Below are 18,171 nucleotides of genomic sequence, written 5' to 3'. Positions count from 1 at the left end.
ACGCCACATGTGTCCAGCCTCATCAAAAGGCCTTCCGCATATAGGTGAGGACGTTCGGGAAGTTGACGGCCACCGGCAGGCCGCGTCCGCCGAGATATTGGCCGTTGGCCTGGCTCCATGTCCAACCGCCTTCCAGACCGAACGCCCATCCTTCGCCAGCCCAATATTCGGCGTTTCCGACGACGCGCTGACCTCTGACTTGCGTATTGAAGCCGAAAGCGACGTTGCCGAAACCGAGAAATTCGGGGGCGGAGCCCATGTAGCTCTGAAACGCCGCTCCGGTGATCGAGGTCTTGAACACGGGAGTCCAAAGATGTTCGTAGGATGCCATCAATGACTGACCGGAACTCCTCTGGATCGTTCCAGTCGAGCTGCTCACATAGTCGATCGACATATACGGCATGCCGAGATACGACAGCGCGCCTTGAGTGGCGGTCGCCGATAGCATGGCCTTGCCGTACATTTCGCCGCCAAGGGGACCAATGAGCCCGCTCCACTTCCAACGATATTCGCCGGCGAGCTGCGCAGCCCAGCCCCACGTGGAGTATTTCGGCATGAAGGAATTGTACGCGTTGGCGGAAACATCCCTGATTTCGTGCATCGCTCCCGACGCGTGGACGACGAAGGCGGGGGCGCCGACGCGTAATTGCGCGACAAAGTCCGGGTATCCCATGCCCGTCGGATATCTCGACAGAACCCCGTCCGGATAACGCCTCAGCGTCGGATCTTCAGCCGATACGCTGATCGAGGCGCCCAAGCGCGGCAGGAGACCTGGGAGAACGTTGATATTTTCGATTCTGTGAGTGTAAGAAACCGCCGGCGTCGTCATGTAGGACGCGTAGCCCGGCATGAAGGTGTAGCCGGTCCGGCTGAAACTGAACAGCGACGGCTGGAGTCCAACGCGCAGCCCGCCCCATTGAACCCAGGCCTGATCGAAGGCGCCCCTCCAGTAGTTTCCGTATAGTTGATTCAGCGATATGCGCGTTTCACCTTCATAATTTTTTACCGTCCTGGCGAACAATCCGGCGTTGATGAACACGGAGATCGTTCCGTAATCCGTGTTCCGGAACGCCAGAAAATTCACCATGCTGTAGGTGCCGGTATAAGCGCCGGACGTTGTTTTGCTGACGAGCGGATTTTTCCAATAGTACAACATCGGAACGGCGGCGCTCAATCCGAGACCGTTCCATCCGTATCGATAGGCAGGAAGGCGCTGCGTCGTGAACGCTATGTCTTCGGTCGCAAAGTCCTTGCCCAGGAAACCGGTAAAGGATCCGTGGACCGCGCCGCAAAAGCCGATGTAGGGAATTTGAAAAAATTGGGTATTGCCGTTCAGATTGCACGGCCCCGTCATTCTAACGACGGGCCGCGGCGCAGCTTTTGCTACCGGCTGACTGACAGGACGCTTCTCTTTCACTCGCGTTTTTGACGCGGCGTTGAGCTCTTGGATCGCGCGCTCAGCTTCCAGAATCGAAGCGTCGACGCCCTTATCGAAGCTTGCCGGCTGTGCGAGCGCAGTCGACGCGCCGGCCATTCCGGCGGCGCAGGCGAACGATACGACGATTTTTGTTCGCTTTTTCACGTAGCCCTGTCCGTTGGACACCAAGTCAAAGGTTCGTCGTTAGTGCATTCGTCCAAAGCTGTTCGTCGCCGTCAGACCTGGCGGCGTCCAGATCGCCAGACTCATGCTGTCCGTGGCGAACAGAGAGAGATAGCCTTCTGACGTTTGATAGGACTGGTAGATCGGGCCGTCGGTCGGCACCAGCACGCGAGGCGCCGAACCATTTCCGACATGGGAGTTTTGCGCGACCGCGGCGACATTCGTGCCGCCCATTTGCGTGATCTGCGAACTATTCTCCACGCCGTTCTGGGTCACGGAGGCGTAATTCTGTGCGCCATAACGCGGACCGTCGCCGCGAACGCTCGCGCTGCCGCTAGACACTCCCGTGGAGTCGCCGATCTGCTGCATCTGCGAATAGTTGTTGAGTCCGTTCTGGTTGATCACCGCTTGATTCGCTAAATTTGAATCCTGAACGCCGTAGTAGACGTTCACGAAGCCGGACTGCGACAGGTCGATGGACGACTGCGATCCGCCGGAAAACCCAAAGGCGAAATTGAAGGGTGCGCTTTGCGTCGCCATTTGCGCAAAGACGGAGTTCATGAAGCTCAGGAGGAAGATTGCGGCTAGAAGCGGAGTTCGCGACATCGTCTATTCCCAGCTCTCGAAAAATGACGACCAAGCGCGCGGCGGCGCTCTCTCAAAGACAAAGCGCTAAGAGCTAACGCCTGAAAAAAACCGGCTGCCGACAGTCGAAGCGATAGGGGCGATTGTCGCTGCCCGGAACCGGCTCCAAGACCCAGATGTCGTCTCTGAGATAATCCTGGGCTTCCGTCTGCGCCAAATAGCCGCCGAGACATGCCGGCGAACTGTCCTCAGTCACGACCGCTACAGATCGTCTCTGCCTGTGGCTCTTGGCTGCGTCGGCGGGCGACGCGAATGCGGAGAGACTGAAGAGAACGACGAGGGCGGCATGCAGTATTGGCTTCATAGGACTGATCCTTTGAACATATGCTGCACGCCGCCCTCGATGTTAGCCAGGCTCGCTAAGATCAGGGAGCGCCGTTGCCGATGTCGTTGTGGTTCGCGGTGACCGCGACGCCGGCGAGCGCGATAGCATTGTCCTGGATATCGATCGGATTGAAGGAGTCCTCAAGCCGCAGGCCGCCAGCGACGCCGCCACGATCAGCGACATTGATGTTGGTGTCGACTTCGATCCGCGACACCGAGGTGTTGTCGATGCTGGTGTTGTTGGAGCCGATGGTGATCATGAAGGCCTGGCCGTTGCCGCCGTTGGCGTCGATGCCATTGCCGATGCCGTCCTGGCTGGAGGCGGCGACAGTGGTCGAACGCTGCGACGACAGATTGGCCTGAACCGTGCCGACAGTCGCGGTCGAGGAGGTGGTGTTGTCGCCGACGCCGACGCCGACGTTAATCGGAATGATGCTGAGGGGCGCGTTGTCCTGCAGCGCGGTGCCTTGGGCGGAGAGAGAGCTCTCGCTTGTGGCCATCGCCGCCGTGCTCGCTACCCCCGCTTTCGCTGACCCGATCGGCGCCAACGTCGGCATCAACACCTCCGTCTCGCAGGGCGTGAACGTCGGCAGCGTCACCAACCTCGGCCTCAACAACGTCGGCGTTGTCAACCAGAACGTCGCCGTCGGCGGCGGCATCGAACTTCAGCCCACCGCGTTCAGCCAGACCGGCGCTGTCTTCAACATGAACACGCACGCCTTCAGCGTCGGCAGCATCGTCGACTCGGGCAATGGCGGCGACGCCGGCGACGTGACGGTCGTCGCGGTCAGCGCGGCGGTTGCGCTGTCGGAAAATGACTCCGATCAGGCCGGTCTTGCCGGCGGCCTCGCGATCCCGGTCGCTCATGGGGAGGATCCTTCTAGAGATTTTTTCTAATCAGACGACCAGCGCGCCAGTCATCGTGGCGCAGAGTTGTCGAAGAGCGGTCGATCCGTCCAGCCACTAAATATCCCGATAACCACTTTTAGTAATAACTGTGGCGAAAGTGCAACATCGTCTTGCAGTGCAATGTAGAAGGGCTAACACATCGAAGTTACATCGATATTTTCAGTTTATCATGGAAAAAACATGGCCCTTCGAGCCTATGTGGATAACCTCGGCGATGAGAGGTTAACGTCGTTGGTGAAGTGCAAAATGAGAATTATGGAACGGTTCCGAATTATGAACTTTAGATGAATGTAAGACGCCTTCTTGTATTCAATCGAAGTACAATGATAGCTAATAAGCTGATCGCTCTACCTGGTAAATTGGGGAAAAAGCATGAAATGTCGTGGGGTTAACCTGTTTTCGTCGGTGTTTGTCTCATTGGCGCTCCTAAGTCCAACTTCCCTTGTGGCTCAAGGAGATATGGGCCCGATCGGGACCGTGGTCTTGGAGAACATGGTGCAGGAGCAAAATCCGCCTGGGAATGGCTATGAGACATTCAGACCACGGCCGTCTTACAGATACGGAAGCTGCAAGACTCACAAGATGCGCAGTTGCCGGCGTGGGTTTCGCTCGAGCAAAGCTCATTAGCGCTCCTGTTCGGGCAAGATGCGAAGTTTTACACGCGAGTTATTTTGCTAAACAGCCGCTCGATCTTGCCTGCGCGAGTCCGGCATGGGGCGCTGTCTCTCAAGACGATTCCAGGACGACGATGGGTGAGCGCATCGACAAGCCCTGAACGTCGCCAAAGGCTTCGCTGAGTTGCGGAAATGTCGCGCGAATTCGCGCCGACATTGGGTACGGACCTGGTTCTTGGCGCACGCGCCGGCGGCCAAGCCTTGAACCCCGCAATTCTGCGCCTTCAACGTGCGCCGCTTGCGCGTTCTGGGATGACCACGACGGCGAGCAATTCGGCGGATGCCTGTCGAAGCGCGTCGGCGCCCGCGCGCCTCTTCCTTACCTGAGACGCGCCGATCGCGACTTCGGCCAGAGAAATTGCGATAGGCCAGGAATCGAATCAGTCATGCTTCGCAGCTTCTCTCTGCCGATAACCTGCTCCGCGCCGCCGAAGATCTCTCTGGCGAGCCTTTGAAGCTGGTCTGGAGAGAGACCCAGGCTCGTCAAACGAGCCGTCAGCGCAAGGACGTCGCCTTTCGCGCCGCCCACCAGGCCGCCGACCCCTCCGAGCACGCCGCCGAGCAGACCCCGCCGCGGCGCCGCCGCAGCGTCCCTTATCGCGGCTTCAGCACCGGGGATTTTCTCGATCAGTTCGTCGGCAGGGCCGTTCGGATGGCGCTTCTGGAGGAAGCCGAAAACGTGACCGACGGCGAGTCTCGCGACCGCGGGCGCGATGCCGACCGACGCCGCGATATGCGCGACCCATTCGTCCATATTCGGCCCTCGAAATTCTCAGTCCGATTGCGATGCCGCCGCCTTGACGAATTGATAATGTTGGTGAGCGCGGTGGGGCTCGAACCCACGACCCCCTGATTAAAAGTCTCATCCATGGGCTATTCCACGCTATCCGATTTTACGCCACGCTGCGATAATGTATTGATTATCATTGACAAATCTGGCGAGGCGCTTTCCGATTGCCGTCGGCGACTTTCTTTCTGGTGGTCACCATATGGTCACCAATGGAGCCCGATGAGCGTGCGGATTGCGAAGCTGACAAAGCGGATTGTCGACATGGCGCAGCCTGAGTCTGAGCGTTATGTCGTCTGGGACAGAACTCTAAAGGGCCTTGGGCTTCGGGTGGAGCCGTCAGGGACAAAAACGTTCCTTGTCCGATATCGTATTTCGGGTCGGAAACGCTTCCTCGCGATCGGTCGATTCGGACATTTGACGCCGGAGCAGGCGAGGGGGCTGGCTCAGGCAGTTCTGGCCAATGTGTGTCGCGGTCGTGACCCCGTAGAAGAACGTCGGGGGGAGCGAGCGGCAATCACTGTCGATGAACTGGCGAGGAGATTTCTCGCCGAGCACGTCAGCCCGAAGCGGAAGGGCACGACCGCGGCTCATTACCGCAGCCTAATAGAACGCTATGTCCTGCCCAAACATGGTCCTCGGAAGGCGCATGATTTTGTTGGGTCCGATCTCGCGCGGATACATCTTTCGATGCGGAACCGTCCCTATCAGGCAAATCGGCTGCTCGCGGTGGTCGCGAGCATGTATTCTTTCGCGGAGCGGCTTGGACTAGTTGCAGATGGATGTAATCCGGCTGCTCGGATTGAACGGTTCCCCGAATCGCGCCGGGAGCGCTTCCTAACTATGGGGGAATTGGCGCGGCTCGGAGAAGCCTTCCGTCGATTTGAGAACGACGGGCGATTTCGAGACGGGATTGCTGCGCTTCGGCTCCTGCTATTTACCGGCGCGCGCCTGCGCGAGATCCTTCACCTCCGTTGGGAACATGTCGATATGGAGCGGGGCTTGCTGTTCCTACCCGATTCCAAGACTGGCAAAAAAACGATCTTTCTTAACGCGCCAGCACTGGCGGTAATTCGATCTTTGGGGCGCGTCGGAGATTGCGTCATACCCGGCGCAGATCCAAAAGTGCCGCGAGCGGATCTCAAGAAGCCGTGGGCGGCGGTGACCGAGGCCGCCAATCTTCCGGACTTGCGCATTCATGACCTGCGCCACTCTTTCGCCAGCGTCGGCGCCGGAGCAGGGCTTGGCTTGCCGATCGTCGGCAAGCTTCTGGGTCACACGCAGGCTTCGACTACTAGCCGCTATGCCCATCTCGACGCCGATCCGATCCGGCGCGCAGCGGATACAATCGGTGAGACCATTGCTGCAGCGCTTAACAAAAGCTGTGACAGTGATCCAAGTTCAAAATCGGATGCTAAACATTTGTCGATTCAAGTTCGTAGGCGAGCTCACTTGTGCGTTTAATCTATCTCAAAATGTATCCGATAAGCCCACATTATCGGACATGATGGAGGAAAGACAAGCGCGGCGGATCGGGCGCTAAATTTAACGATAAAGCGCCGCCGTGGCTTGCCGCTGGACCCGTTCCGCGCCTACGATTCCGCGCATGTTGGAAAGCGATTCGCCCCACCCGTTGAGCCTTGAACCCGCGCCGATGGCGCGGCCGCGGCGCGTCGTGCGAAGCCGTCCTCTAAACCCGTCGCGCCGGCTTTGTCACGTTGTCGAACGAAAGACGCGAATAATCTCATTGACGATCTTGTTTATGCTTCAGCAGTGGCCAAACGCCATGTGTCCATGGCCGAGCCTCGAAAAGCTCGGTGCGTCCTTGCTGAAATGAGATGGCGTTGAACGTTGGAGATGTTGTGGGCTGCTGCGTGAAAGGAGAGAAATCTTTGTGCTGAACCAACGCTCTTGAAACCTTGCATCTTGCGTTCTCGTCGTCGGGTTGGTTGATGAGAATTCTCCGCTCTGTTGTTTCGCCATCGGCCGGTGAGATGCCGCTGTTCGATCCCAAGATCACGCGCGGCGGCATGGTAAGACCGCAGATCGTCGGTCACCAAATTCTCCGGCGCAAAGCCATATTTCTTCAGAAGCTTGCGCATTAATTTCAGCGCTGCGGTCTTATTCCGCCTGGTCTGGACCAAGACATCCAGAACCTCTCCTTCACTATCGACGGCGCGTCACAGATAAACCAAGCGTCCATCGATCTTGAGATAGACTTCGTCGAGATGCCATGTGGTGTGCGGCTTCGGCCGGCGTTTGCGCAGATCGGCTGCGATCTTGGCCCAAAATAATTGACCCATCGTCTCACGGTTTCATAAGAGACCGCGATCCCGCGTTCCGCTAGCAAATCCTCGACGTCGCGGAAGCTTAAAGTGAATCTGACATAGAGCCAGATTGCCTGTTGAATGATCTCGGGCGGAAAGCGGTAACCGGCGTAGCTGATTTTCGTCATCGTGCAGGATAAGAGCCAGAGGTCAGGGCCGGCAAGCTGACAATGTGGTGTAAAGCGAGGTCGGATGATTGACCTCGTCGCGTGTGTCGATAGTCTCCAGTGTCGGGCCAGAGGTGGCGCGAAACATCCGGACGGACGGCATGAACAGGGTTGTAGACTCCGTCGAGATCGAGGCTGAAGCGAGCGGGATCATCTTCGCCGAGGAGTTTGCAGCAATTGAACGGCTTCGCGATCCTGCGGTGCAAGCCGTCTTCGTCCGGCCAAGCCGGCGCCCGGAATGGGAAGAAAGGCTGGGGGCGGTGGTGGAGAGCGGCGCATTCCGTTTCGAGCGGCTGACCCTTCCGACCGCCCGCATCGAGGAACTGCCCTCGATCCTCGAAGCGAGCCTCCCAGAGGAGGGTCTCGCATTCGCGACGCGACTCGCGCTGATCGACGACATAGCAGTGATGGCCGATGAGCTGCGCCAATTGGCGGGGTGCAACAGCGTCTTGCTGCGGGTCCTGGTCGAAGCGCCGACCGAAATCTGCGGCTTCCATATCGACACGGTTGGCCCCGGCCTGCCCCCTTTCGGTCTCCTCAAGGTCTATAACGGCGAGGCGACGCGCTACGTCCTGGCCCGCGACATGCCGGACATGGGTCGGTTCTACGACTACCTCGGCAAGCGCGAGCGGCTCTCGGCCGAATGGCGGGCGGCGCTGCAGAAGGAAGACGCCGCCGCGGCTGATCGCCGAAGGTCATCCATGCTGAACCTCGACGAGATGCTGCCCTTTCTCAGAAAGGGCGCCAAAGTCTACCGGACGCCGCCCGGCGCTGTCGTCGCCTTCCGCCATCTCGACGTCCGGGAGCTCTGGAACCTTCACCCGTCCGGCCGCACATGGCTGCATTGCTCGCCGATGTCGGGCACGCCGCGGCTCGTCGTCAATCTTTCGCCGGCGAACCCCCGCACGGCCCGGCGGCGCTGAGCTGCAGCGAGGCGTCGCGGCCTAAACCTGGATCGACAGAGCGTAGCAGCGTCGCCAACCGTCGGCCGGAGAGTTCCGGTCCGAACTGACTGCGGAACCAGCCGTCAGGACGAACCCGGCCCTCGGCGCAGTCGCGCGCAGCGTCGAGAACGTTCTCCTCGCCGTCAAAGAAGCGGCCGGTGAAGCGGTTCACATATTTCCAGCCGCCGAGGATGGCCCGGTCGACCACAACCGGCACGTCGAGACAAAGGGCCTCCGCCAAGACCCGGGGCGACGGGTCGCTTCGGTTAGGCGCCAGAAGAAACCGGGACCCGGCAATCGCCGCCAGCAGGCTCTCCCAAGGAAGAGCTTGAACAAACGAAACCCCCGGCTGTTGCAGAAACACCTCGTCGGCTTCGCCAATTACCAAGGCGCGCAGACCCAGGCGGTTGTAAATCATCGGGACGCAGCGCGCCGCAAGAGCCCAGTTCTTCACTCCCTTCCGCCAAGGGTCGACACCGCCGACATAGACGTAATCGAATTCGGCCGGAAGGCTCTCTGGGGCAATGGACCCCGCGCGCCGCCGCAGGAGCAACCAGTCGGTGAAGTCGGAGACGCTTATGAGGGCGCGTGGGGCAGAATAAGTGAAATAAGCATTGGGATCACGGAAACAATGGCACCACGCCTCGCAAAGCCCCTCATAATCGAGAGGGTCGCGAGGGTCGTGGCGGGGAAAATCGAGATAGCTGGTGACGCCGAGGAAGCGAGCGCGCTTGCGCCGAAGTTCGGCGAATTGCTCCTGCTGAGCGGAAGCGAGGACGGGGCCATGGATCGCAATCCAGCCGATTTCTTCTCCACGGGCGTCAAGAACAGCTTCGAACGGCCAAGACAGGCTTGCGATCACGGAAAGAGCCTCTCCTAGATTGTAATTGACAAATGAAGCCCGAGCGTGCACCTTTTTAGAAAAAGATAGTTATGGTTCTCATTTATTCTTTCGTGGAGCTCTCACATGCTGAGAGAAAACGAACATTTCTTCGACGCTGGCAACAGAGTCACCCGGATCGACGTTTTCGAAGAATTGAATGCACAAATTTTGGCGGCGCTGCGGCAGTTCGCCCGCCGCTTGGGCGCGCCACATCTCATCGACGAGTTCCTTCTGCCGACCCTTGCGGAAGGCGACGCCAGGATCGTCGCGGCGGTGCGCGACCGGCCGTGGCCACCTTGGGGGCTCGGCTCTCGCGAGATCGTTGCGATATGCGTGACCCATTCCATCGCCGACGGCAGCTATGCTGTCTCGCCAGTCTACACATTACCACAGGAGTTGACCAACATCGGTCTCATCAGCGCCGTCTACAAAGAGGCGTTGGACCAGCTCTCGGCGCATCCGAGAGCCGAAATTTGCTATCTCGCGGCCGAGCATTCGACCCTCGCCGACCACGTCCTGACGCAAAGCGGCTTCGGAAAGACCGAGGATGTCTTCGTCACGCCCCACGCCCGCTATCATACGTATCGCGCCGCGGTCGATAAGGTTCAGGAGGCGCTGGGCATTGCCAACACACCGACGCCCGACCTGCTCGCTCACGCGATCGACAGTCGGGCCTTGGCGGCGCAGTCGTATTTCCATCAGACTATCTATATGGGATCGCTGGCGGAATGGCTCGGCACGGAAGGCCTCGCCTCTGAAATCATCCGCCTCGTGCGCGGCGGTCATGCCGGCAAGCCGGGCGGCGTGCCGAGCGGCACCGGACGATGGGAAGTCGATCCGATCTCCGAGGTGGAGTTTGTCGTCAGCTTCGCAAATATGCTTGGGCCGGCTCGCGATCAGTTAATGCAGTACGCGCTGGCGTCGGAATCGAGATTTACGCCGGCGATGGTCGTTCGGGACGCCAGCGATTGCGCCTCGGTTGACGAGGTCGTCCGCCGCGCGCGAACGCTGGACGATCTCGGCCCGTTCAAGGATGTCTTCGCGAAAGCGCTGACGCAGCATCTGGAGCCGGCGCTCAAGAAGCTGAAACTTCCGGGTTTCCCGGTCGGCCAGATCGAAATGCAGATAACGGCGAGCGGCAATGGCGATTTCTACCGTCTCCATTCCGACACCGGTTCCAAGAGCACCCGCGAGGTCTCTTTCGCTTATCATTTCTTCCGCGAACCGCGCCGGTTCTCTGGCGGCGAACTACGCATCTACGGCAAGAAAATGGTCGCCGGACAGCTCCTGCCTGCGGATCATTTCCAGACGTTGTCGCCGCGGCAGGACACGCTGTTCTTCTTCGCCAGCGCCAATGACCACGAAGTTCTACCGGTGCGGGTGCCGAGCGGCGAATTCGGGGACTCGAGGTTCACCGTCAACGGCTGGATTCACCGGCGCGACTGACGGGCGTGACAAGGGACAGGAGGCGGCGGCGGCCGGTGGTCCCCGTCTCCCCCGTAGTTTCGGGTGGATCGTTGGACGCCCTGCCATGTTTGAAACATCCAATCGGTCGCCCGGCATGCATCCTGGAGGATGACAGATGCACAGCGTGCGGCTGGGCTGGGACGGAATTGACGCCTTCGCGGCGCGGGGCGCGTGGAGGACCACGGTCGCTCTGCCGGCGCCGCGTCTTGCCGGCCTTCTGGCGCGGCAATGGCGGCTGGAGGCGCGCGCGCTGCGCGGCTTCTATCTGGTCCGGGACTCGGCGGACTTGCAGTCCTTCCAAGCCGATCCCGCATATCGCCTGCTTTCGGCTCGTCTCGGAGAGACGCCGCCTCCCGTCGTGGCCGACTCAGCCAGGGGCGGCAAGCTCGACCGGCCCGTCTTCATCATCGCAGCGCCCCGCTCGGGCAGCACCCTTCTGTTTGACCTTCTCGCGCAAGCGCCGGGGCTGTGGACACAGGGCAGCGAAGGCCAAGGGGCGGTGGAGGGGATCGTCGGCCTTCACCCTGCCGAACGCGGCTTCACGTCGGATCGGCTGACCGACGAGGACGCCGGCGGGGATGTCGCCGAGATCCTGCGCGCCGGCCTCATGTTCGACCTGCGCGACCGCTCCGGTCAGCAGCTGGACGCCCTGCCGGCCGGAACCGGTCCGGCCCAGCTTCGCATTCTCGACAAGACGACCGAGAACGCCCTGCGGGTTTCATTCCTGGCGCAGGCCTTTCCGGACAGCTTCTTCATCCTCCTGCATCGCGATGCGCGCCAGAGCGTCAGCAGCCTGATGGAAGCTTGGCGTCATGGCGGCTTCGACAGGTTCCTGGAGCTGCCGGACTGGCCGGACGGTAAGTGGTGTTTTCTTCTGCCGCCCGAGTGGCGGCGGCTTGCCGGGCGCTCCCTTCAAGACGTCGTTACCGCCCAATGGGCGTCGGCGTATCGGCATGCGCTCGACGATCTCGACGGGTTGGACCGCAACCGCTGGGCGCATGTCGATTATAACGAACTCATCGCCGCCCCGAAGCGAACGGCGCTGCGGCTCTGCCGTTTCCTCGGCCTTGAAACGGATGCGAAATTTGAGGCCTTCCTCGACCGAACGCCGGCGCTTAGCGCGACCACGATATCGCCGCCGTCGTCGCTGAAATGGCGACGGAACCCGGCGCTCGACGCCGGACGACTGGAAAATAGGGTCCGCAGCCTCGGCGGACGTCTGCGCAGCCTTGATCTGCAGGAGCGCCCCGCCGCAATCGCCTCGCCGCAGACGATCGAAATCCCGGGCGTCCGCTTCGCCTGCTTCCTGCGCGACGTGCAGCCCACAGCTTCGGCGGCGTCCGAGGAGCTGATCGTCGATCCGAGCTTTCGTTACCAAATGGGCAACAGCATTCCGTTGGGACTCGCCGGCAGCGCGCGCTTCCGCGGCCGTTTCCTTGGTGATCAACCGATCCTCTGGGTGCGCTCCGCGCTGACGGAAAGCTACCTTCCGTTCTGGGCGCCCCGCGAGCAGGCCCTCCTGTATCGCCGCCTTGAAGCCGGCCGGCCGGCGCCAAATCTTGGCGGAGAGCTGGCGCAACTTCACGCCGCCGGAATCGTCGCCACGGAGGCCGAGCGCCGTGGGGGCGAGGAATCCGCCGCCAGGACCCGGGAGGCCCTCAAGGCCACGATCGCTCGATCCGGATATTGCGTCATACCTCGTCTCATCGGAAGTCCGCACACCCAGGCGCTCGCCCGCTATTACCGGACGATGATCGCCTCGGACCTCTGGACAGCTGGCGACGATCAGGTCGAGCGGCGACATGGCTGGCACAACGAAGCCATGGCCCAATTCGTCCAATACCAACTATGGGACTTCGTCTCCGAACTTGCCGGCGAGAAGGTCGTTCCGTCCTACGCTTATGTGTCCGCCTATCAAAGCGGTGCCGAGCTGGATCCCCATTTCGACCGCAAGCAGTGCGTCTACACGCTCTCCTTCGTCATCGATGAGAGCGGCGGCCGATCCGTGGATTGGCCGATCCACTTCGAAACTGTCGACGGCAGCGTCGAAGTGACCGCCGCGCTAGGCGACGCCGTGCTGTTCTGCGGCCACGACATGCCGCACTGGCGCGAACGCGCGCCCGCGCCTTGCCTCGCACTCACGACGCTCCTGAACCATTACGTGCCGTCCAAATTCGGCGAGACCTTGAACTGAAAGGGATCGTCTTCGATGCAAGCTGAGATGAGGCCGAGGCAATGACCGGCACGGCCATCTTCATCCGCACCTACTGGAAGGATCTGGAGTGGCTGCGCTATTGCCTGCAGGCGATCCGTCTCCACTGCCGTGGCTTCAGCGAAACCGTAGTGGTCGTGCCGAAATCGACTCTGCCCTGGCTTCGCCACGCGAGGCTGCCCGAAATGGAAATACGCGTCGTTGCATGCCCCGACTACAAGGACGACTATCTCGGCCAGCAACTCACAAAATTGTTCGCCGACGCCTATACCGACGCCGACTACATCGCGCATGTGGACGCCGATTGCATCTTTTCGCGCAAGATAACGCCGGAAGACCTGCATCCGCAAGGTCGGCCATTTCTCATCGCCAAGCCGGTGAGCGAACTCGGCCGGCATTATCCCTGGCGTACGCCCGTCGAGGATTTCTTGGGCTTCGCGGCGCTCCACGACTACATGCAGCAACCGCCTTTCGTCTTTCCCCGCGGACTTTACAAGGCGGTGCGGGATCACGGACTCGAACGACATGGAACGCCGCTCGACGCTTATGTGCTCTCGCGCCCGCTGCGCGGCTTTTCCGAATTCAACGTCCTCGGCGCCTACGCTTGGCGCTTCCATCGCGAGGAGTTCAGCTTCCACGTCGCGGGAACGGCCGCGGCTCCACGGCCTTGCTGCGACTGGCACTGGAGCTGGGGCGGACTGACGCCGGAAATCAGATGCGCCATCCGCGCGCGCGCCGACGCGCGATGAAGCAGGCCAGCCGACCCGTTCTCGCCTTCTGGTGCCGGATTCCGAGCCGGCCGAATTTCGGCGACGCCCTCACGCCCTGGCTGATCCGCCGGATCACCGGACGAACTCCCCATTTCGCGTTGCCCGAGGACCCGCGCGATAAGCTTTTCGTAACCGGGAGCATCCTCGCCTTCGCGACCGCCCGCTGCACGGTTTGGGGCAGTGGCGTCATGAACGCCGACGACCACGTCTCTCCTGCCGCGCGGCTTCTCGCCGTGCGCGGGCCGCTGAGCGGACGGCGCGCGCGCGCCTGCGGTGCCGATTGCCCGGAGGTCTATGGCGATCCCGCCTTGTTGCTCCCGCGCTTCCTGCCGCCTCCCGCGTTAAAGCGTAAAGGCCCGTCGCTGGTCGCGCATTTCTCCGACCTCGCGCGGCTCGGGGGCAGGGTGCCGCCGGGGCTTGTGCTGATCGACATCCAGGCCGGAATCGAGGAGGTCGTCGCTCAGATTTGCCGCAGCGAGTGGGTCCTGTCGTCTTCACTGCACGGGCTGATCGTCAGCCACGCTTATGGTGTGCCGGCCGCCTGGGTCAGCTTCCGCGACCTCCCCTCGGGCGACGGCAGTAAGTTCCACGATCATTACGCCGCGCTCGGCGTCGAGCCGCCGAGTGCGGCGCACCTCGCCGACGACTGCGCCGGTTTCGCTTCGCTCGCGAGCAAAGCCTGGTCTCCCGCCAGTCTGGACACCGAGGCCTTGTGGCGGAGCTGCCCCTTCAGGCAAGCGGCTTGCCGGGAGAATGGAGATGGTGACTGAAGTTGATAGGCTGCTCGGCGGGATTCGGGACGGCAACTACCACGCCGGCGGCATACGCTGTTTGCGGCTGTTCACCCTCGAACGCAATCTCTCCCTGGCGCTGCGCGGCGAAATCGACCGCCTATGCGCCGCCGAAACCGGTTCCGACGTGCAGCAGTGCGGACATGTTACGCATTGGGCGCGGCCTCGAGGCTGCGTCCGGCAATTCAGCTTGCTCAATCGCAGCGGCGATTTCACCGATTATCGCGACGATCACGACCTGTCCTGTCTGGGCAAACGGTTCCATCACAGCAAAACCTATCCGAGCCTTGCAAGCTTTATCGCTCTCTTTCCGCACAGCATCAACTTCCGCGTCAACCTTCTAGGGCCGAATTCGGCTCTCGCTTTGCACGAGGAGCATAGCCTGTTCATGAGCCGGGCCGGCGCGCCGGCGGTGCGGGCGCGATTTCACCTGCCGATACGCTCCCATAGACAGGCGCGCATGCAGCTCGATGGCCAAGCGTTCCGATTCCTGCCCCGCTCGATCTATTATTTCAACCAGGGCTGCGTCCACGACGCCACTAATCCTGGGCCGGCAACGCGCATACATCTGGTGTGGGACATGCTGTTGACCGGCGAGACCTTCGCGCTCATGTTCGGCGCAGATCTGGCTGCGGCCGATTTGCGCCGCATCGAGCCTGCCGCGCGTTTTCCCCGCTGTCTCGGTCGGGCGGATCCCGGCCATTACGTGTCGATTCCGCCGCTCGTGACACCGTTGGAGGCGCGGCGACTCACGCTGAGCCCGGTGCAGTAGGTGTGTTACCCCCATCATGGTAAAATTCCTTCGTCGAAACAGCAAGCCGTCGACGTCTTGGTGGGGTCACGCTTGGAAGCTGATTGGAAGCCGATAGGGGGTCAAACGGCATGCCGTTTCACAAGCGGGCCGTAGACATGACCGCGCCCGAGATGTGCAGAACCAAAAGGAACCCCTTGACCGACGGGGGCCGTCCAGACATGCTCCCTCTAGAGGCCCACCCTGGAGTTGCTGTCTTTACGTCTTGGAGCATGCAAGGTTGTGGGGTTCGTCAGACTGCGAGACGCACGGGATCGTTTTCGTTGTCTGGTTGGAAATCTGGATAGAGGCGCCTGAACGAACCGGCGAGTGTTTTGTTGAGAACGGCGACGCGCACGTCGAGGAAGGGCTGCACGGTCCACCTGTTCCATCGCATCCGCTGCTTCTTGATCATGCGCTTTGACAGGATTTTCGTTGACTGCGCTTTCGACAAAGGCGGTTGAAATCGGCAGCCGATCACGGCGTCGCCGTCCGTAGTTCACGAGCGCAGGTTTATTGGCGGAGAGATACTCAATCAGGTCGTTGATGTGTCGCCGAACTGCGGGCGCGCCTTTGACATCTCTGACATGAGTGGCGTCAACCCAATGCGTCAGGCGCGCCAAGCGCCCAAGATATGCGCTTGAACGACTATGCCAAAGTTTCCACTTGGCTCTCTCGAGTTTGCGGATTGGATGGCCTTGGAGGTAGTCGCTGCAAGTGCCGGCGCCAAGGCCGCGCGCCGCCTGCAAGGCGTGTTCAAAACGCATGGCGATATGGAACCAGTCAAGGACGAGATTTGCCTCTGGCATCACCTGCCGTTGTAGCTTCCATAGTCCGGGGTCGCCATCGCACAGCACCGTCGCTGGCGTGCCGAGACGGATGCCAGCGCTCACAACCGCGTTAGCAAACTCACTCGTGGAATTGCCGTTGCGTGCAAAAGCAAACCGGTGCTGGGAACCATCGAGATTGAGCGCCTTCCCTGCGATCACTTCGAAATTCCGTTCGGGGCGCCGATGCCGGCTGCGCAGATAGCCCCCATCGAGGCCGATCACCACTGCAGGAGTTACCGCATCAATGTCGGGGTCTGCGGCTCCTTCGGGACGCAGCCGCGCGATACGCTCACCGACACGGCGGGTTCGATTGCGCACTGTACCTGCGTTGACGGCTCCACCGACGGGCAACAATTCTGCAAGCAAATCAGCCACCTTCGCAAACGGCGCGAGCGCGGCGAATTTGGCGGTCACATAGGCGAGTTCCGGCGCTAAGCCGCCTTCAAGCGTCAACGCCGAAAAACTTCTCGGTTCTTCCGCGGCCCGACGGCATTGGCAGTTCGCGAACCGACGAACTCGAAGCGGCACGTCGCCGAACAGCGATCGAAACGTGACGGATCTGTAACCTTTGCTGGGCAAGTCCGATCCGCAATGTGTACAGCAACGGAAGCGCTCGCCCATCGTCGCTGTCTGCGCGCGGACCATTTTCGTTTGAATAGCAGCGCGCGGCGTTTCACTTCAGCGAGCGAAAGGCCAAGCGTTTCAGGAACAGCAAAATCGTCTCTTTCGATCTGGGCCACTTCGACGTCGATTTCTGGCGCTCCGTCCCCAAGATCAGTGACGAGTTTCACCCGCCTGACCTGCCGCTGAACTTTCATCCACTGGCAATTAGAGAACCGGCGTTTGATGCTCTGCTCCCCAACATTGGACCGCCCGAAAGTTGAGTTTTCGAGCCTTGCTTCAAGATGAACGCCTTCTGCGCGTCCGAAAATTTCGACGCCGTCATCGTCTTCCACTCCCGCCAGCCAAGGAATCAGGCCGCGGAAACTCTACATAAAAGCGGTCCAGTTTCACGGTAGCAGATCACGCCAAACCAGCTTTTGCATAGGCTCGCCTTTCCCAAAGAAGCGACCTTAACCCTCGAAAATTTACATACTCCCCACGACTTTGCATGCTCTCGTCTGTGTCACTATATTCTTTCGTATTGCGAGGACGGATCTGTCGTTTTGATAGGGTATGATGAAGAATTGAATTTGGACTTTGGGCCGGGAGCGGTCGTGGCACCTTTGTATTTCGAGAGTCCTAGGCCGTGTGGACGAATTTGATCAAGCAGAGACCAGCGGCGAAACTGACGATAGATCGGAAATTTCTGGCGGTCTTCTCGCAGCGTAGCGCGATGCGCTTGAATCGTTTGAGCCGGCCGAAGCCCTGCTCGATCCGCGAACGCGCCTTGTAGAGCGTGCGCGCGAAGAAGGCGGGCTTGTTCTTCTCATTGGCCTTGTACGGGATCACGGGCGCAACGCCGCGCGATCTCGCCGCTGCGCGATTGTCCTTGCTGGCGTAGCCCTTGTCGCCGATGACGACGCGGGGCTGAATGTCCGGCCCGATATCGAGGAGCGTTTCGAAATGCGGCGCGTCGGCAGCCTCGCCGCCGGTCAGATCGAAAGCGATGATGTCGCCCGACGCGTCCGACTTGGCGTGGATTTTCGTGGTGAAGCCGCCGCGCGACCGTCCGAGCGCCTGCGCGTCTTGCCCCCTTTGGCTCCTGCGGCTGATACGTGCGCGCGCACGATCGTTGAATCGAACATCTGGATCAGATGCGCCGACGAACTCATGGAGGCGAGCGTGTCGAAGAAGGCCTCGAATACGCCGGCCTTGCTCAAGCGGTCGAAGCGTTTCCAGACGCTGTTTCAGCGTCCGAACCGTTCCGGCAGCGCGCGCCACCTTACGTTTTGGAGCGTGAAGAAATGAAGTGCTTCGAGGAAGCGGCGATCGTTTTTCCCTTTGCGTCCGCGACGCGAAAGGCAGGCCCGAAACACCGTGAGCGTATGCGCCCAGTCTTCCTCGTCCATCCGTGTCGACATGGCTTCTGGTCTCCGACTCAGTCGGAG

Annotated in this window: 16 protein-coding genes and 1 pseudogene; 8 read left to right on the top strand and 9 right to left on the bottom strand. The window is 60.7% G+C overall.

What is annotated here, in order from left to right:
* Positions 1-22 precede the first annotated feature (22 nt).
* The 4 genes from IYY11_RS14115 to IYY11_RS14100 all read right to left on the bottom strand — a co-directional run bounded on the left by IYY11_RS14115 (position 23) and on the right by IYY11_RS14100 (position 3,069).
* Positions 23-1,582, bottom strand: a complete 1,560-nt coding sequence (locus IYY11_RS14115) for a porin (RefSeq protein ID WP_196404441.1) — start codon at positions 1,580-1,582, stop codon at positions 23-25.
* 39 nt (positions 1,583-1,621) lie between these two features.
* Entirely contained in the window at positions 1,622-2,206 is a 585-nt protein-coding gene (locus IYY11_RS14110) for a hypothetical protein (RefSeq protein ID WP_246719981.1), read from the bottom strand.
* 73 nt (positions 2,207-2,279) lie between these two features.
* Positions 2,280-2,549 carry a hypothetical protein gene (locus IYY11_RS14105; RefSeq protein ID WP_196404440.1) on the bottom strand — a complete coding sequence of 90 codons (270 nt, stop codon included), beginning with the start codon at positions 2,547-2,549 and terminating at the stop codon, positions 2,280-2,282.
* Between the two features lie 61 nt (positions 2,550-2,610).
* The gene (locus tag IYY11_RS14100; protein WP_246719980.1) at positions 2,611-3,069 is read right to left on the bottom strand and encodes a hypothetical protein; all 459 of its coding nucleotides are present in this window, start codon (positions 3,067-3,069) and stop codon (positions 2,611-2,613) included.
* Between IYY11_RS14100 and IYY11_RS14095 the strand changes: the two genes are divergently transcribed.
* Positions 3,062-3,466, top strand: coding sequence for a hypothetical protein (locus IYY11_RS14095; protein WP_246719979.1), 405 nt, complete (start codon positions 3,062-3,064; stop codon positions 3,464-3,466). The genes IYY11_RS14100 and IYY11_RS14095 overlap by 8 nt on opposite strands.
* A gap of 1,005 nt (positions 3,467-4,471) precedes the next feature.
* Here IYY11_RS14095 and IYY11_RS14090 read toward each other — a convergent pair.
* Positions 4,472-4,906, bottom strand: a complete 435-nt coding sequence (locus IYY11_RS14090) for a DUF2267 domain-containing protein (RefSeq protein WP_196404439.1) — start codon at positions 4,904-4,906, stop codon at positions 4,472-4,474.
* A gap of 114 nt (positions 4,907-5,020) precedes the next feature.
* Between IYY11_RS14090 and IYY11_RS14085 the strand changes: the two genes are divergently transcribed.
* Complete coding sequence (locus IYY11_RS14085) at positions 5,021-6,403, top strand: site-specific integrase (protein WP_246719978.1); 1,383 nt, start codon at positions 5,021-5,023, stop codon at positions 6,401-6,403.
* A 296-nt stretch (positions 6,404-6,699) separates the two neighbouring features.
* Here the strand turns inward: IYY11_RS14085 and IYY11_RS14080 are convergent.
* Positions 6,700-7,394: pseudogene (locus IYY11_RS14080) on the bottom strand (IS6 family transposase).
* A 140-nt stretch (positions 7,395-7,534) separates the two neighbouring features.
* Between IYY11_RS14080 and IYY11_RS14075 the strand changes: the two are divergent.
* On the top strand, positions 7,535-8,356 hold the full coding sequence (locus IYY11_RS14075; protein WP_196404438.1) for a DUF1826 domain-containing protein: 822 nt from the start codon (positions 7,535-7,537) through the stop codon (positions 8,354-8,356).
* On the opposite strand, the gene IYY11_RS14070 is transcribed toward IYY11_RS14075, so the two are convergent.
* On the bottom strand, positions 8,313-9,239 hold the full coding sequence (locus tag IYY11_RS14070) for a glycosyltransferase (RefSeq protein WP_196404437.1): 927 nt from the start codon (positions 9,237-9,239) through the stop codon (positions 8,313-8,315). The genes IYY11_RS14075 and IYY11_RS14070 overlap by 44 nt on opposite strands.
* Before the next feature lie 105 nt (positions 9,240-9,344).
* On the opposite strand from IYY11_RS14070, the gene IYY11_RS14065 reads away from it, so the two are divergent.
* The 5 genes from IYY11_RS14065 (at position 9,345) to IYY11_RS14045 (ending at position 15,272) form a co-directional block, all read left to right on the top strand.
* Entirely contained in the window at positions 9,345-10,706 is a 1,362-nt protein-coding gene (locus IYY11_RS14065; RefSeq protein ID WP_196404436.1) for a 2OG-Fe(II) oxygenase, read from the top strand.
* Positions 10,707-10,842: 136 nt separating this feature from the next.
* Positions 10,843-12,921: a sulfotransferase gene (locus IYY11_RS14060; protein ID WP_196404435.1), complete on the top strand. Its 2,079-nt coding sequence runs from the start codon at positions 10,843-10,845 to the stop codon at positions 12,919-12,921.
* 41 nt (positions 12,922-12,962) lie between these two features.
* On the top strand, positions 12,963-13,688 hold the full coding sequence (locus tag IYY11_RS14055; protein ID WP_196404434.1) for a DUF6492 family protein: 726 nt from the start codon (positions 12,963-12,965) through the stop codon (positions 13,686-13,688).
* Positions 13,685-14,479, top strand: a complete 795-nt coding sequence (locus IYY11_RS14050; protein WP_196404433.1) for a polysaccharide pyruvyl transferase family protein — start codon at positions 13,685-13,687, stop codon at positions 14,477-14,479. The genes IYY11_RS14055 and IYY11_RS14050 overlap by 4 nt, the downstream gene beginning before the upstream one ends.
* Positions 14,469-15,272, top strand: a complete 804-nt coding sequence (locus IYY11_RS14045) for an aspartyl/asparaginyl beta-hydroxylase domain-containing protein (protein WP_196404432.1) — start codon at positions 14,469-14,471, stop codon at positions 15,270-15,272. Before IYY11_RS14050 ends, IYY11_RS14045 begins: the two co-directional genes overlap by 11 nt.
* Positions 15,273-15,481: 209 nt before the next feature.
* On the opposite strand, the gene IYY11_RS14040 is transcribed toward IYY11_RS14045, so the two are convergent.
* Both IYY11_RS14040 and IYY11_RS14035 read right to left on the bottom strand, forming a co-directional pair.
* Positions 15,482-16,741 (bottom strand): ISKra4 family transposase, encoded by a 1,260-nt coding sequence (locus IYY11_RS14040; RefSeq protein ID WP_246719977.1) that lies wholly within the window; start codon positions 16,739-16,741, stop codon positions 15,482-15,484.
* A 621-nt stretch (positions 16,742-17,362) separates the two neighbouring features.
* Entirely contained in the window at positions 17,363-18,004 is a 642-nt protein-coding gene (locus tag IYY11_RS14035; protein WP_196404430.1) for an IS5 family transposase, read from the bottom strand.
* Positions 18,005-18,171 lie beyond the last annotated feature (167 nt).

Origin of the sequence: Methylocystis sp. H62 (genome assembly GCF_015709515.1) — a bacterium.
GTDB lineage: Bacteria > Pseudomonadota > Alphaproteobacteria > Rhizobiales > Beijerinckiaceae > Methylocystis.
Note: the sequence above shows the minus strand (reverse complement) of the source record. Positions and strands in the feature narration are given on the sequence as shown.